Annotated in this window: 16 protein-coding genes; 9 read left to right on the top strand and 7 right to left on the bottom strand. The window is 42.6% G+C overall.

Translation table 11 applies throughout. The features are described from left to right. Window positions 1-163 precede the first annotated feature (163 nt). Together tolB and pal are read left to right on the top strand one after the other, a co-directional pair. A complete protein-coding gene (tolB, locus tag ACP7AK_RS05030; RefSeq protein WP_425878966.1) occupies window positions 164-1,447 on the top strand; it encodes a Tol-Pal system beta propeller repeat protein TolB in 1,284 nt (427 codons plus the stop codon). A 54-nt stretch (window positions 1,448-1,501) separates the two neighbouring features. Continuing rightward, window positions 1,502-2,074 carry a peptidoglycan-associated lipoprotein Pal gene (pal, locus tag ACP7AK_RS05025; protein ID WP_004279115.1) on the top strand — a complete coding sequence of 191 codons (573 nt, stop codon included), beginning with the start codon at window positions 1,502-1,504 and terminating at the stop codon, window positions 2,072-2,074. Window positions 2,075-2,153: 79 nt separating this feature from the next. Here pal and ACP7AK_RS05020 read toward each other — a convergent pair whose 3' ends face one another. Further along, window positions 2,154-2,339: an NF038105 family protein gene (locus ACP7AK_RS05020; RefSeq protein ID WP_004645674.1), complete on the bottom strand. Its 186-nt coding sequence runs from the start codon at window positions 2,337-2,339 to the stop codon at window positions 2,154-2,156. Window positions 2,340-2,519: 180 nt separating this feature from the next. Between ACP7AK_RS05020 and ACP7AK_RS05015 the strand changes: the two genes are divergently transcribed. From ACP7AK_RS05015 to ACP7AK_RS04995, 5 genes are all read left to right on the top strand, one after another. Further along, a complete protein-coding gene (locus tag ACP7AK_RS05015; RefSeq protein ID WP_425878883.1) occupies window positions 2,520-3,494 on the top strand; it encodes a class 1 fructose-bisphosphatase in 975 nt (324 codons plus the stop codon). A gap of 52 nt (window positions 3,495-3,546) precedes the next feature. After that, window positions 3,547-4,323 carry a TrmH family RNA methyltransferase gene (locus ACP7AK_RS05010; protein WP_004279118.1) on the top strand — a complete coding sequence of 259 codons (777 nt, stop codon included), beginning with the start codon at window positions 3,547-3,549 and terminating at the stop codon, window positions 4,321-4,323. Between the two features lie 167 nt (window positions 4,324-4,490). Then, window positions 4,491-5,105, top strand: a complete 615-nt coding sequence (locus tag ACP7AK_RS05005) for an RNA polymerase sigma factor (RefSeq protein ID WP_425878880.1) — start codon at window positions 4,491-4,493, stop codon at window positions 5,103-5,105. After that, entirely contained in the window at window positions 5,102-5,419 is a 318-nt protein-coding gene (locus ACP7AK_RS05000; RefSeq protein ID WP_071850624.1) for a hypothetical protein, read from the top strand. The genes ACP7AK_RS05005 and ACP7AK_RS05000 overlap by 4 nt, the downstream gene beginning before the upstream one ends. After that, a complete protein-coding gene (locus ACP7AK_RS04995) occupies window positions 5,409-5,819 on the top strand; it encodes a DUF3106 domain-containing protein (RefSeq protein ID WP_005103857.1) in 411 nt (136 codons plus the stop codon). Before ACP7AK_RS05000 ends, ACP7AK_RS04995 begins: the two co-directional genes overlap by 11 nt. Before the next feature lie 56 nt (window positions 5,820-5,875). On the opposite strand, the gene ACP7AK_RS04990 is transcribed toward ACP7AK_RS04995, so the two are convergent. From ACP7AK_RS04990 to cxpE, 4 genes are all read right to left on the bottom strand, one after another. Further along, entirely contained in the window at window positions 5,876-8,287 is a 2,412-nt protein-coding gene (locus ACP7AK_RS04990; RefSeq protein ID WP_425878878.1) for a CSLREA domain-containing protein, read from the bottom strand. A 9-nt stretch (window positions 8,288-8,296) separates the two neighbouring features. Further along, the gene (gene rbtA / locus ACP7AK_RS04985; RefSeq protein WP_425878876.1) at window positions 8,297-10,096 is read right to left on the bottom strand and encodes a rhombotarget A; all 1,800 of its coding nucleotides are present in this window, start codon (window positions 10,094-10,096) and stop codon (window positions 8,297-8,299) included. A gap of 120 nt (window positions 10,097-10,216) precedes the next feature. Further along, entirely contained in the window at window positions 10,217-10,921 is a 705-nt protein-coding gene (gene hda / locus ACP7AK_RS04980; protein WP_425878874.1) for a DnaA regulatory inactivator Hda, read from the bottom strand. Between the two features lie 14 nt (window positions 10,922-10,935). After that, the gene (gene cxpE / locus ACP7AK_RS04975; RefSeq protein ID WP_425878872.1) at window positions 10,936-12,156 is read right to left on the bottom strand and encodes a chloramphenicol efflux transporter CxpE; all 1,221 of its coding nucleotides are present in this window, start codon (window positions 12,154-12,156) and stop codon (window positions 10,936-10,938) included. A gap of 135 nt (window positions 12,157-12,291) precedes the next feature. Between cxpE and purM the strand changes: the two genes are divergently transcribed. Both purM and purN read left to right on the top strand, forming a co-directional pair. Continuing rightward, window positions 12,292-13,362, top strand: coding sequence for a phosphoribosylformylglycinamidine cyclo-ligase (gene purM, locus ACP7AK_RS04970; RefSeq protein WP_005247623.1), 1,071 nt, complete (start codon window positions 12,292-12,294; stop codon window positions 13,360-13,362). Between the two features lie 6 nt (window positions 13,363-13,368). Continuing rightward, window positions 13,369-13,998 (top strand): phosphoribosylglycinamide formyltransferase, encoded by a 630-nt coding sequence (purN, locus tag ACP7AK_RS04965; RefSeq protein ID WP_425878870.1) that lies wholly within the window; start codon window positions 13,369-13,371, stop codon window positions 13,996-13,998. A gap of 64 nt (window positions 13,999-14,062) precedes the next feature. On the opposite strand, the gene ACP7AK_RS04960 is transcribed toward purN, so the two are convergent. Together ACP7AK_RS04960 and sppA are read right to left on the bottom strand one after the other, a co-directional pair. Continuing rightward, window positions 14,063-14,866 (bottom strand): alpha/beta hydrolase, encoded by an 804-nt coding sequence (locus ACP7AK_RS04960; protein WP_336018509.1) that lies wholly within the window; start codon window positions 14,864-14,866, stop codon window positions 14,063-14,065. Beyond that, window positions 14,863-15,885 carry a signal peptide peptidase SppA gene (sppA, locus tag ACP7AK_RS04955; protein ID WP_004731760.1) on the bottom strand — a complete coding sequence of 341 codons (1,023 nt, stop codon included), beginning with the start codon at window positions 15,883-15,885 and terminating at the stop codon, window positions 14,863-14,865. The genes ACP7AK_RS04960 and sppA overlap by 4 nt, the downstream gene beginning before the upstream one ends. Between the last annotated feature and the right edge of the window lie 66 nt (window positions 15,886-15,951).

Below are 15,951 nucleotides of genomic sequence, written 5' to 3'. Positions count from 1 at the left end.
TTTTTAAGCTAAACTTCACTTTAAATTGATTAAATAACATTCACTTTTCACAGTGTCATAACAGTTTGGTCATAAATTCATGGTTTTATTCTATTAAATCCATGCGATGATGTAGCCCAAGCACCTATACAATAAATCCGTTGATTTGAGTAAATAACGAATGATGGAAAAGACTCGCAAACATCTACTCTGCCTCGCAATCATTAGCACTTTAAGCCCTGTATTCGCAACCCAGTCCTATGCCCAATTGCATCTGGAAATTACCAAGGCACCTGAGGCAGCACCTAAAATTGCCGTTGTACCTTTCAGCCAGGATCAGAGCATTTATCCTATTGTGGAAAATGACCTGAATCGTTCTGGCCGCTTTACCAGTGCTTCAAAAAACCTGCCTGCAACAGCGACATTGAATAATCCGAATGCAGAAGCTTGGGCATCGGCTGGTGTTCCCTATGTGGTCACCGGTTCATCCAAGGCCACAGCCGATGGTTCTTTTGAAATCCAGTATCAGCTCTATGATGTCGAAAAAAAACAATATCTATTAAATGAATTGCTGACTGTTCCAGCCTCACGCACCCGTCAGGCAGCGCATATGATCAGTGATGCCATCTATCAGGCATTGACCGGCATTCCAGGTGACTTTAGCGGACGTATTGCCTATGTGCTGCGTAATCCTGCTACGCCGGAACAGCGCTATACCTTGCAGATTGCCGATACCGATGGTGAACAGCCAAAGACCATTTTGACCTCACGTGATCCAATCCTTTCTCCAGCATGGACACCAGATGCCAAAAAAATCGCTTATGTGTCCTTTGAAACCAAACGCCCGGCGATTTATGTACAGGATCTGGCGACCGGACAACGTGAAAAACTGGCCAGCTTCCGCGGCTTGAATGGTGCGCCGAGCTTCTCTCCAGATGGCAAGAGCATGCTGTTTACTGCTTCTATGCACGGCAATCCGGAAATCTACCAGATGAATCTGGAAACGCGTCAGCTACAACGTATGACCAATGACAGTGCCATTGATACTGAAGCACGTTATTCACCAGATGGAAAATCTTTTATTTTCACTTCTGACCGTGGCGGTTCTCCACAAATTTACCGCCATGATCTTGAATCAAGTAGCAATAAACGCCTGACCTTCCGTGGTGCATTCAACGCGCGCGGCACGCTGAGCGCAGATGGTAAAAAACTTGCATTAGTTCATCGTCCAAGCGGCAGTAACTATCGAGTTGCGGTTCAGGACATGACCTCCGGTGTGAACAATATTCTGACGCCAACGACGCTGGACGAATCGCCGAGCTTCTCACCAAATGGCCAGATGGTGGTCTATGCCACCCGTGAAGGTGCACGCGGACTCTTGTCGATCATGTCGCTGGATGGCCGCTTCCGTATGAATTTACCAAGTGAAACGGGTGAAGTCCGTGAACCGGCTTGGGCGCCAAAATAAGATTTTTATATTGATAAACCCTTTACCCCATAATCAAACTTCATGGAGATGAAGATGAACAAAGTAAAATTATTTGCCTTGCCACTTTTAGCAGCAGCTGTTGTCATGACAGGTTGTGCGAGCCGTAAGCCTGCCGCTGAAGTTCAAACGGGCGGTTTAGATACGACCGGTACAACAACTGTGAATACTCAAGGTCTGAGTGAAGATGCAGCACTGAATGCACAAAACATGGCAGGTGCTTCTGCAAAAGGTGTTACTGCAGAAAATAAAGCATTCTTGGCAAAACGCGTGGTGCATTTTGACTATGACAGTACTGAACTCAGCAATGAAGATCTAAATACGCTGCAAGCCCATGCGCAATTCCTGATGGCCAATGCCAATTCACGTGTAGCACTCACCGGCCATACCGATGAACGCGGTACCCGTGAATACAACATGGCACTTGGCGAGCGTCGTGCCAAAGCAGTAGAAAGCTTCTTGGTGACGACTGGTGTTAATCCTGGTCAACTAGAAGCAGTTAGCTATGGCAAGGAAATGCCAATCAATGCGGGCCATGACGAAAATGCCTGGAAAGAAAACCGCCGTGTAGAAATTAATTATGAAGCGGTACCACCATTGTTGAAATAATTTTCATTCATGATGGTTTCATCAAATAAAAAGCACTCAATCATGAGTGCTTTTTATTTGCTTCAATGAAAGAATCGGTCTACTTGGGAAGCTGATCTTGTTCAGCCGGATGCATCGATTCGATCAGGTCATGTTTATTGAATTGTTTGTACTCTGGTTTTGCTTCATAATCCCGCCAGGCTTCTTTCATCTTGTCTTCAGAGATATCATCTAAAGTAATGCCTTCGCTTGGCGTTGGAGTCGCATCAAACTTCAATGTTGTCATATCTGTGCTCCTATTCTCAATTTTCCTTTGTCTTCAACATAGCACTTTCCGCAGGAGTTGCAAGGGCAAAATCGATACAAATAATCCAGTTTAATTTTTCTTTTAGTACGTTCTCATCTAAAATATAGCCGCATATCGTTTTGATCATTTTTTCCCGATTTAAGTTTTGGAGTTTCCCCTATGTCATACCGCACTTTATCCCAGTTTTTACAACAACAAAGCGGGAATCTCACACCTGAACTTGCACAAGTTATTGAAACGATTGCAAACACTTGCAAAGACATTGATCAATTACTGCAAAAAGGTGCTTTAGCGGGTGTATTGGGAAGTGCACAGCATGAAAACGTTCAAGGCGAAGAGCAAAAGAAACTGGATGTCATTTCCAATGATTATCTGATTGAGGCTTTACAGCAACACCCGAATGTCGGTGGTTTGGCCTCAGAAGAACTGGATGAATTCACCCCTGCACAAGAAAATGGTCAATTTCTGGTCTTGTTCGACCCACTCGATGGTTCAAGTAATATCGATATCAATATGTGTGTGGGTACGATTTTCTCGATTCTTCCTGCGAAAAATGCCGTGACTCAGGCCGAAGACTTTATGCAAGCCGGTGTCAATCAAGTGGCTGCAGGTTATGTACTGTATGGTCCATCGACCATGATGGCATTGACTGTCGGTGCAGGCGTAGTGTTCTTTACCTTTGACCCGGAAACTCAAGAATTCCTGCTAACTTCTGAAGCGATTCAAGTCGCTGCAGATACCAAAGAATATGCGATCAATGCCTCGAATCAACGCCACTGGGAAGCACCAGTACAACGTTATATCGATGAATTATTGGCAGGCAAAACCGGTCCTCGTGAAAAAGATTTCAATATGCGCTGGGTTGCCTGTATGGTGGGCGATATTCACCGTATTCTTTGTCGTAGCGGTATCTTCATGTATCCATACGACTTTAAAGATCCGGCTAAAGCTGGTCGTCTGCGTTTAATGTATGAAGCCAACCCAATGAGTATGCTCATGGAGCAGGCTGGCGGCGCATCCACCACAGGCCGTGTCCGTATTCTGGAGATCGAACCAACTGATCTACATCAACGTGTGCCAGTGATTATCGGTTCTAAAAACGAAGTTGATCTTGTGACCAGCTATCATAACTAATTTTTTATAGCGGTAGCCGATATTGAATCGGCTACCGTGGATTATATCTCCCATGCCAACTTTTTTTCTTGATTCAAAAGACAATCCAAAAATTAAACACTTACGTGGTTTGATTGAACAAAACACCTATCGTAAAAAACAGGGGCAAACTGTGCTGGAAGGCACGCATCTGTCTCTCGCCTGGCTGCATGAAAACCGTAAAATTGATTCGATTTTTACCACTGAACATGCACTTTCGCATCCTGATTTCGAGAAAATTCTCGCAAAATACACAGGGATGGTCTTTGTTTTAAGCGAATCTTTATACAAAGATTTAAGCACCTTAGGAACGTCTTTAGCCTGTTTAGCTGTGGTCACTTTACCAACAGCAAATTATGCATTGGATTTTAAAGCAGACACTTTGATTCTGGAAAATGTACAGGATCCGGGTAATGTAGGCACCCTGCTTCGCTCTGCTGCTGCTGCCGGTATTGAACAGATTGTGTGTACCAAAGGTTCTGCATCGCTCTGGTCTCCACGCGTATTACGTGCCGGTATGGGTGCACATTTCACGCTGCAAACCTTTGAAAATATTGCGCTTGAACAAATTCTTGAGCAATTTCAAATCCCTGTCTATGTAACCAGCTCACACCGTGCTGAAAGCCTGTATTCAAAAGACTTACGTAAACCTTGCGTGTGGATTCTGGGTAATGAAGGCCAAGGCGTGTCTGATTATGCGATGCAACATGCTGAAGCCGTTAGCATTCCGCAACCTGGAGGTCAGGAATCACTGAATGTCGCAATTGCCGGTTCGATCTGTTTCTTTGAAATGGTACGTCAACGTATCTAATTAGGGATTTAGGTTACAGTGTTTTAATACGGCCCTGCCCGTGTATAAAATAGATTAAACTACAAAAATAATAAACTTAATTGTCAACCAAACCAGGATTCCCAACGTTATATGATTATGAACTTGGGAATAATGGTGGGTGTCCAATGACAGGATTTTCCATCTCTATGGATTTAGCACCAAAACAGTTGCAAACACACGATGTAAGTATTCTGAAGAGTACGGCTGAAGCACGTCTGAAGAATTTTATGCAGGATGTGACTGGGCGTGCCTTGGTGATGATGGAAAGTGCGACTCAAGGTCATCATGGTATTGCTATGGATCTGGTTCAGGAAGCTTTCATTTCCTTACACAAATCCTATGCAGAAAAAAGCACTGAAGAATGGTATCCCCTGTTTTATACCATTCTCAACAACAAGTTACAGGACTGGCGTCGTAAAGAGTCACGGCGTGGTCAAATGTTTTCATTTTTCAAAAAAGTCAGTCTCGATGATGACGAAATTGAATTTGATGATGTCGTCGATGAATCAACACCAACGCCGCTGGACTTTCTCTATCAGGCAGTCACTGCTGAAGAAATCCAGGAAGCGATTGCAAAATTGCCTGTGCGTCAGCAGCAGGCATTTATGCTCAGAGCCTGGGAAGGATTTGATACGCATACCACCGCACAAATTATGAACTGCACAGAAGGCAGTGTAAAAACCCATTATCACCGTGCTATCCAAGGCTTACGTGCCTCTTTAGCACATTTAAATCCATATCTGGGAGGGTCATCCGAATGAATCAAGATGATTTCTTAAAACAAGTAACTTCCAAACTTGATGGACTGGCACAACAACATAAAGACAAACCTGTTGTCATGCACCATGTTCTTGAAGAAATTCAGGATTCAAAACACTCACGCTTTGCATTTCTAAAAATGTCAGGTTTTGCTTTGGCAGCTGCGATTGCAGGCGTTGTGATATTACCAAATCTTTCGGACCATAACGAACCACAAACTCAAATGGTGTCAGTCCCAAAACTGTCTCCGCAAATGCTTGAAGATTTAGAAATGTTAATGGTTTTAGGTGAGGACAAAGTTCCACATGGCAGCTAAAAAATTGGCGATTGCTTTTTGTGCATTCAGTTTTCTGCAAACCAGCTTTGCAGGATTTGAACGTTTTTGGCTATTTTCCAAGGATGCGAATACCCAAGTAACTGATACTTGGGATAGTCTTTCTGATTCTGAACAATTGGCACTGATTAAACGTTACCAATCTCTAAAAGAAATCCCCGAACAACAACGTGTCAGCTTGCAGCAGCGTATGGACTGGTTTACTCAACTCCCTGATGCGGAAAAACAAAGAATGCGTGAGACTTGGCAAATGATGAGCAGTCAGGAACGCAAAGAACTGGGCGCACGTATGCAAAAAGCGTCTCCTGAGCAACGCCTTGCCATTCGCGAAGAATACATTCTCAAATATCAGCAAGTGACTCAGCAGCCTAACTCGCATTAAAAACTTAATATAAAAAAGCCTCCATATGGAGGCTTTTTTGATGTTTCAATCATATTTTATTTTCTTAAGCGGCGATAACCTACTAGTCCTAATAATCCTAGTAGCCCCCACATTCCAATTGCCCCACCACCACTTGAGGACGTATTCGTATTTTTAACTGTATTACGTAACAAGATTATCGCTTTTTCTGACATTTTTTCATCAGCATCGAAAATCGCATAATCCATGCTGTAATTTGCCTGGCTTAAATTATTTTTTACACTAAATGTCAGCTGTCCACCATAACAGGTCTGATTTTGATAGGTATCAGGACATGCTCCTTGTCGCTCTGCCTTCAGTGAAACTCCCGCAGGCAGCTTAACAATATGAATCGGGATCTCTTTTCCATCTTTATCTTGATAAAAAGCCGACTTTCCTGATGGTAGAGGCCCATCCCCATCATCACTATCATTTTCAAGCGGATTTACCGTCACTGTAAGATTATTCTCTGGACTAAGCCAATATTCATCATCTTTTGCAATCGGTGCAATGTTGTTAAAAGCTGCTCTTAAGAGGCCAGCACTGCTCGCACCTGTAGCCCGGTCTTTAAGGGTATAACTACAGAACTCCATATCAACCGAACTGGTCTGCTTACCATCAGTGCGATACATCATGATCCGGTTTAAATCAGGTTTCCACTCACATTTAAGATTTGGATCATTTGGATTTCCTTCCACAGTGGTCGAATTGCCTGTACCAACTAACTTACCAACACCTAAAGTTTTTACACTGACCTCATAATTTTGTGAATTTAAGGCTTTAATTTGAATCTTATCATTGGTTAGAGTTTCTTGAGGCATAGCCAAGATAAAAGGATTAATATAGATTGCACGATATTTCTGATATTGCTTGGTATATTTAAGCAAATCCTGATAACTTTTCAATTCTTCCTTTAAACCAGAAAGCTCATTTTCTGGAGTATTTTTATCAGCAATGATTTCTTCGAGATCATCTATATTCTCCTGATAAAAGTCATTGAGTTCTACCAAACTCTTATTTTGCAAGTCCGTAATATCGGCTGCAGTCAAACGTCGGATTTCAACTGAGCCGATCTCGCAGGTATTTTTTGCACTTGGATCAAATGTTAATGTGGATCCAATCACACGATCAATACCACGCTGGTCTTGTTCAATACAGCCACTCACCCCGATATCTACCAAATCCGTTGCGGTCTGATTATCACGCGGGTAATACAGCCCTAAATAGCGATTATCAATAGCAGGCTCAATATAATTTGTTAATAAACTGATGATTATATTGTTAGAGACATCAAGATTATTTGAAGTAGTATCTTCGTCTAATTCTGGCAATACGCAACGTGATGGCCCAGTCGTTTGAATTGCATTTCGAATTGTAGAAAATTCAACACGTTGTGCCTTGGTCGGATTTCCCTGATTTAAGGCATATTCACAAGACAGGCCTTGGTTAAAGGCTAAAATATTGAAATTAAAATACCTAAACCCGGTATTGTCATAAAATAAAGTAGATTGGGCTGTATTTTCAACAATAGTATTACTTAATGCAGTTAAACTGGAGAATTTACTGAGCGGACGATTAACTTCATTCGTCATACGCACAATATGTCCTGTGGTACTGGCAGTATTCTTCGCAATAGTAGAGTTAACAATTTCTACTGTGGCATAGCCACAAAAATCAATAATACTGTTAGCAGTGTCTGAACCATTTTTAACAATACTACTGGAATTAATTTTCACATTGGTTTGAGTTGTACCTAAATTTCCCTGACAATCCATCGCCAGAACACTACCATATGAACTCGCCTGATTTTTTTGAATCAAAGAATCCTGAATGACAATATTCCTTTCCGTATTCATTGCTACACTATAAATCGCACCACCTTCTGCAGCTGCTCGGGAATTTACTATTTCACTGGTATTAATACTTAAAGGCCCTGCTACATAAAAAGTACCGCCATTACCTTTATCCAAGGTATTTATTGCTGCATAGCCATCCTTTAAGATCAGATGATGAATTTCCAGACTGGATTGACTGGCCATACTATTAAATAATCTGGTTTTCCCCTGGCCCGAAATAGTACTTTTTAAAGCCTCCCGGGTTGGATATAACAGCGTAATCGGACTACGACTAGCATAGTTAAGCGGAGTTTTCCCATAAATTTTGAGCGCTGACTCTACGATCAGCTCTTTATCTAATTTGTACTCGCCTGCTTCAAGCTGAATCACATCTGCAGCTGAACCATCCAATCGAAGCGTACGTCCTACATTACATCCGCCATAAGATTTATCCAGTTTTGCAGTTTTAATGGCTTCTCGCAAAGAACAGGCATTATTATTCTCGCCATCTTCATCAGCAAAAGTAGTTACATATATCGTTTTATCTTCGGCTGCCATCAAACTCATGGCAGATAAAATCATGGCCGCAAGCAGTCCTTTTTTATAATTTTTCATGATTTTTCCTTAATCTTTTAATCCACGGCGTAAACCTATTAATCCGAGTAAAATCAGTAGTCCACCACCCCCCCATGAGCCGCCTGAAGTTTTGACTGCTTTGTCTTCCATTTCATTTTTTGGCTCCTGAACAATTTGAGTAGTAATAGTCAAATAAGGTTTACTTTTATTAAACCGTGTAGATGAGGTCACCACTTGTAGTTCGAAAATATCTGCTCCATGCCAGGTAGAATCGGGGGTATAAACGACATTGCCATGAATATCGATGATTGTTTTACCCTTGGAAGCTGTTTTGGTTTGTACCACTTTCAAACAGCCATCTTGCCAAGGCTCCCCCGTCGGATTCTGACCAACAATGGCATTACACTGTTCTTTTGGAATTAAATCACTATCTCCCAGATAAGATTCAATTGAAAACTTGGCAATTTCACCCTTTAACAGATCTTGTCCCACCAGACTGCCTGAGATTGGTATCGTGATTTCAACAGCACCACGATCACAAAACAGATTATCCATCAAACGGTTGATCCCGCTCTGATCTGCCGCTTCACATGCTACCGTTGGATTTGCTAAACTCAATCCTGTGCCTCTATTCACAATCGGTGATTCACTCACAAGGATATAGTTCAACAAAATTCGTGGGCGCATATAACCGAGAAATTGTCCTTTAGGAACGCTATATGGACAAAGTATGGCATTATTATTTTCTTGTAGGGTCTGACAAATACCTTCACTTTTATCTGAGGATTCAGCAAAAAGTCGTGTACCACTCCAGAACTGGTTCGGCGCGACGGCATCCCCTACACCACACGAGGCTGTCAGCAGATTATTTTGCGACACAGACTTATCACCAGTGATAATTTGGCAATCCTGTGTACCATTTCTTAAAATAATACTATTCGCTACATAAGCTCTTCCATACGGTGCATGGATATTTAAAGCAGTATTTTCATTGTCAACTATGGTGAGATTATTCAATCCCATCCCGTCCAGGACATTAATAAATACACCCTTATTTTTTAATATCGTACTACTTAATACCTCCCCACTAATACCTTGATCTTTACTGGAGTCAGCAAACTGTCCCGCGCTATAAATATTGGTCGCGGAATTATCCAGTGTCTGATTATTTTTAAGTACACTTTGATAAATGAGGAAAGCAGGTAGCTCGCTATACAGGATCCCGCCTCGTTGGGCTTTATTATTTTCGATCAGACTATTTTTAATTTGTGCACGGCTTGTTAAGTTCTGACCAAACTTGCCAGCATTATAAATTGCCCCACCCAAGTTGGCAGCAGCATTAAATAGACGGTTATATTCTAGAATTAGCTGACCTTTATTATAAATTAGGCCACCTTGTTCAGCACAACTGGTTTTACCACAGCCTTCAAGATCCAGTTCTTTCAAATTTAACTGAACCAATGTATCTGTACTGTTGATCCGGAAAAGGTTATCAGTACCTTTCATTTGAATATGAGCATTATGCAAGCCTAATGCTTTTTCATCCGTACTGAATTCGCCATCACTTTCTGCGACCGCACGGATGGTAAGAGATTTTTTAATCGCGATATGCTGGTTCAACACATAGGTATTTTTTTCTTTTAAAATAATGGTACTGGATGAGTTCTCCCCACCACACCCCATAAAACCTGATTTAGCTAAACCACGGTTAACATACTCAACAGCTTCTCGAAGTGAACATTCCTTGTCATCTTTTTCAATATCTTCTGTAGTGGTTACAATAATATCTGCACTATACGACTGCCCCGCTATACATAGCAAAGCTATGCCTATGCTCTTCTTGAGCATAACCTTCTCCTTAATTTTTATTTCTTTCTTTTTCTTCTAAAGTTGCAGAATCCTTGCAACAGCGAATTATTTTGCCTTACTGTGTCATAGACTGAGTAATTACTCAAGAATTTTTATATTTTACCGATATTCGTCAATCAAGGCATATATCTGCCGCAGATTAGCATTGCTGACTTTCAATTTTTCCCCTTTAAGCAATTGAATAATCTGCTCTAATCTTTGAAGCAGCACTGAAGTTTGATGCGGCCCATGGCTTAGTAAATAGTCAAAGATTTGAGGGTCTAAATGGATCCCACGACGATCGAGCACCGAGGAAACCAGCGCATAGCGATCAGCATACAAACTGCCACTCGGAACACGAGTACTGACCGCCTGCGTGAGACGGGATTGTAAATCTGGCAATTCAAGTTTGAGTTCGATAGGTGCAAAACGTGATGAAAACACCAACTGCCCACCACCTTCATTATTATAATTAATCAAGTGAAAGACTGCGCGTTGCCAATGGGGTACGCCGCTAATTGCTTCAATATCATCGAGTGCTACCAGATCAAAACGATCCAGAGAGGTAATCGCCTCAGTGGGTGCATCTAAAAGCTCAAGCAAAGATGCCTGAATTGCAGATTTGCCCACTTCCAGATAAGAGTCACAGATGGCAGATAATAAATGACTTTTACCTGTACCGGCTCCACCATAGACATAAAATTGGTTGATCAGGCCTGCATGTAATTGACGGACAGCATCAATGACATGCCCCCAACCCGGCCCTGAAAAATCACTGATTCGGGCATCGAGCTGAGGTTCTATATCTAACTGCAATTGACGCATACGATTTTTTGGCCTTATGAGTCTTTACGATGTGGATCATGAATTTTACTTGAGTTCTCCTCTGCTTGCAGCGGTTTTTTCTGTGGCTTTTTCATTTCAATATCAACATCTAAGTCTGCTGTTTCAATATTGATTGAACCGGTAGATGCATCTTGTATGATAACAGCCTGATCACCATAAAATGGCGTATGTTCATAATACTCACGGATATGCCGCAGTAGTACTACAATCACGGCAGCCACCGGCAAGGCAATCAGCATGCCTAGAAATCCGGCCAGTTGTGCACCCGCCAGAACTGCAAACACTACCGCTACAGGAGAAAGACCGATTTTATCACCTAGCAAGAACGGTTGCAGAATATAACCTTCGACTGCCTGCCCCACCATAAAGACAATCCCGACCAATACCAGTTGCCACCAGTCGATTCCAAATTGGAAAAAGGTTGCAATGACTGCGGCAATAATTCCAACCGCAAAACCAAGATACGGAATGATACTGCACAATCCGGCAATCATCCCGATGATCAAGCCAATCTCTAGGCCAATCAGTTGCAGTCCCACTGCATAGACTACGCCTAGCAGAACCATGACCAGGAACTGACCTTTGACAAAGGCACCTAAAACACTATGACATTCACTCACAATAGTTAAGGTTGTTTTTTCATAAGGACGGGGAATCAGGCGGCGTAAGCTGTCCAGCATACGATCCCAATCCAGCAAGAAATAAAAGGCAATAATCGGAATCAGGACAATCGTGCCACCAATCTGGATAAAATTCAGACCAGATTGTGCCAGTTTCAGCAGCATTGCCTGAATACTGTCAGCACTATAATTGGTCTGGACATAGTCCATCACCACGGAGGAAATCTGATCGGTATCAATCTCCATCGGGACCAGATTAAAGCTATCGGAAAGCCAAGGTAGAAACGTGTAATTGATCCAGTGAATCCCGGCCGGAATGCTATCACGCGCATACATCAGCTGCTGCCAGACCAGTGGCACCAGATACCACATCACCAAGGTGACCACGACCCCAATCCCGATAAATACGATACTGATCGAGAGCCATCGAGCCAGCCCAATGCGGTGCAAAACATCGACCAGTGGGCTAAATAAATAAGCAATTAGAAAAGCTGCCACAAAAGGAACCACAACTGGTTTAAGCAGATATAAAACCCAAAGTATCAATGCTATACCAGCAAGTATAAGAATGCGCCGTAAAGTACGATCGACCATAGAATCTTGCCTTTTCTCTATTAATCATTCTAAAAATTAAAATATTTTAATAAAGATAGCATTTTAGGCCACAAATACCATAAGAGTTTTACATATTCAGGTTATAATCGCACCCGCGAATGCGGAGACTTCATTATGAGCAACTCAACTTCTACCCCAAACACTGGTTTAAGCTACAAAGATGCAGGTGTCGACATTGAGGCGGGCGACGCGTTAGTCGATCGTATCAAATCTGTCGCTAAGCGTACCTCACGTCCCGAAGTTATGGGCGGTCTAGGTGGCTTTGGTGCACTTTGTAAAATTCCTAAAGGTTATGAAGAACCTGTTCTCGTATCTGGCACAGATGGTGTTGGTACAAAATTACGTCTGGCACTGAATTTGAACCGTCATGACACAATTGGTCAAGACCTGGTTGCAATGTGCGTGAATGACCTTCTTGTCTGTGGTGCTGAACCACTGTTCTTCCTTGATTATTATGCAACTGGTCACTTAAATGTTGATGTTGCTGCAAATGTAGTCACTGGTATTGGCGCTGGTTGTGAACTTGCTGGCTGTGCATTAGTTGGCGGTGAAACTGCTGAAATGCCAGGCATGTATGAAGGCGAAGATTACGATCTTGCAGGTTTCTGTGTCGGTGTTGTTGAGCAAAGTAAAATTATTGATGGCTCTAAAGTCAAAGCGGGTGACGTTTTAATTGGTGTAGCTTCTTCAGGTGCGCACTCAAACGGCTACTCACTGCTTCGTAAAATCCTGGACGTGAAAAACGTTGACCTGAATCAAATCGTCGATGGCCGCCCACTTGCAGATGTTGCAATGGAACCAACACGCATTTATGTAAAACCAATTCTTGAACTGTTAAAACACGTTGATGTCCATGCGATGGCACACATCACCGGTGGTGGTTTACCAGGTAACTTGCCTCGCGTACTTCCAAACGGCGCTCAAGCGCTTGTGAATGAATCTTCTTGGGAATGGCCTGAGCTATTCAAACTTCTACAACGCGAAGGTGGTGTAGAACAGTTTGAAATGTACCGTACTTTCAACTGTGGTGTCGGCATGGTCGTTGTGGTTGATGCAGCAGATGCAGACAAAACTGTTGAATTACTTAACCAGCTTGGCGAAAAAGCATGGGCAATGGGTCAGATTCAAGACAATGCTGAATCGGTTGCAGGTGCAGACGAAAAAATTCGTGTGATCTTCGCGTAATTTCGCATGATTAAAATTGCTGTACTTGTTTCAGGTAGCGGATCAAATCTGCAAGCCTTGATGGATGCCAATCTTTCAGGGCAAATTGTGGGCGTAATTTCCAATAAACCTGAAGCCTTTGCTTTAACGCGTGCACAACAGGCAGACATTCAGACTGCAGTTATTGAACACAAGCAATATCCGAATCGTGAAGCTTTTGATGATGTCATGCATCAACAGCTTTCGGACTGGGATGTAGATCTGGTGGTACTTGCCGGCTTTATGCGAATTTTAAGTGAAAAGTTTGTGAAAGCCTGGGAAGGCAAAATGTTGAACATTCATCCTTCCCTATTGCCTTATTATAAAGGCATGCATACGCATCAGCGTGTACTCAATACCGGTGATGTTCTGCATGGCTGTACAGTGCATTATGTTACGGCTGAGCTGGATGCAGGGCAAGCGCTTGCTCAAGGTGTTCTCAAGGTTTCTCACCACGATACGGTAGAAAGCTTGGCAACACGTGTGCATACCCTCGAACATGTGATCTATCCACAAGTTGTAGAATGGATTTGTAGCGGAACGATTCAACATACTGAAGATGGTGTGCTGTATCGAAATGAGAAAATGCAAGCGCCTGTTCAATTCTGCAAGTTTTAAAAAAGTTTAGAAATAAAAAACGCATCCTCGGATGCGTTTTTTTATTTCCAATACATTCGATGACTCAGGCAGACTGTTGCTGAATCAATTGCTTTACCAAGCTCGCGACTTGATCAGGTTGTTCCAATGGGAACATATGCCCGCCATCGACTACGGTAAAAGGAATACCAAACTTCTTTTGCACTTGCTGCGGGAACTTGCGGGCCAGAAATGGACCTTTCTCGGCAACGACCAAATGCACAGGAATTTTTGGTTTTGCCTGAGGCAACCACCATAGCGATGGATTGGTTCTAAAGACTGCCACCTCATCCATTTTAGGAATAGTGAGTTCTACCCCGCCTCGGATGGGATCCTCTTGCAAGGCATAATCAATATAAGCTTGGAAGCAATCTGCATCAAAATCCTGATAAAAACCTTTAGGGCGCAGCAATTCAGCGGCTTGTTCACGTGAATCCCAATGGTCACGACGGCGTTTGGACAGACCGGCTGGAGACATTTTATCCAAAGCTTTTAAGCGCAAAGTCTTGGCAATATGCAAGGCAAAGGCTTCTTTGCCCATAATCATCGGCGGGTCCAGCATGATCATTTGTGAAAATAGTTCCGGACGCTGCAAAGCCGCTTGCAGAGTTAACACGGACCCCAAAGAATGCCCCAGACCAATGACAGGTCGCCCATGTGACTGGCGCACAATACTGTCAATCACTTGCTGGGTCAGGCTTTTCCAGTGGTTATCAACCGGATAACGTTTATCCGGCCCCAAAAGCGGCACATAGATAATATCGTAATCATCTTGCAATCCATCAAACAGCTTTTGATAGACTTTGGATGGCACGCCATTGGCGTGCGCGAAATGAATCAATGGTTTCATTGCAGTGTTGTACTATTTTCTGACTGAAGCTTCTGTGCAACCGAAGAAGCAATTCCATCCCCAATCGATGAACCCATACGACCCAAGACTGATTCAAATGGACTATATTCAATGGTGTAATTCAACGCTTTTTCAGTTTTCAGTTCACGTTTCAAAGTATTTAAGCTACCGATACGATCCGCAATTCCTAATTTCACCGCCTGATCACCGGTCCAGAACAAGCCAGAGAAAATAGCAGGATCATTGGATTTCAATTTATTGCCACGTCCTTGTTTAACTGCATTAATAAAGTGACCATGCACATTATCCAGCACACCCTGTACGTGGGCTTTTTGCGCAGGATCAACCGGCTGAGTCATAGACAGCAAAGCTTTATTTTCACCTGAAGTCATGGTGCGATCTTCAACACCTAATTTTTGCAATAGATTAGTCACACCATAATTCGGCATGATCACCCCAATTGAACCGACCAAGCTCGATGGATTGACAATAATTTCATCCGCAGCTGAAGCAATATAATAAGCACCTGAAGCACCAGTATCGCCAATCACGGCATACAATTTTTTCCCAGAATGCTGTTTTTTCAGATACTGAATTTCTTGCCAGATTTCATCGGACTGTACCGGTGAACCGCCAGGTGAGTTGATATTCAGCACCACTGCTTTACTTTGTTTATTTTCAAAGGCTTTTTTCAATGATTTGATGGTATTGCTACTGTTGACGCTCTGCTTGTCGGCTGCAATCGTACCCACAATATCCACGACTGCGATATGCGAACCCGCAGCAGCGCTAGCATCTGAAGAAACTGAACTACAGCTTTTGCCTAATGCCAAAATGACAACAAGCAGATAAGCAAAAGTCAGAAATTTAAAGAAAATTCCCCAACGGCGTGCACGGCGCTGTTCTTCTACCGAAGCTAAAACTGCTTTTTCAAGCAATTTCCATTCCGGACCAGTCGGTTGAACTGGCTGTTGCGTATTTTGTATTTGATTTTCAGGTTTTGGTGGCCAATCGGACATAAATAATCCAATAAATTGATTTATATTGAATCCATTATATACACTGAATCGGGTAATTCTGTCTAA

Source organism: Acinetobacter sp. TWP2-2-3, assembly GCF_049896445.1.
Lineage (GTDB): Bacteria > Pseudomonadota > Gammaproteobacteria > Pseudomonadales > Moraxellaceae > Acinetobacter.
The sequence above is the reverse complement of the archived record's forward strand: the minus strand, read 5'-3'. Positions and strand labels throughout refer to the sequence as shown.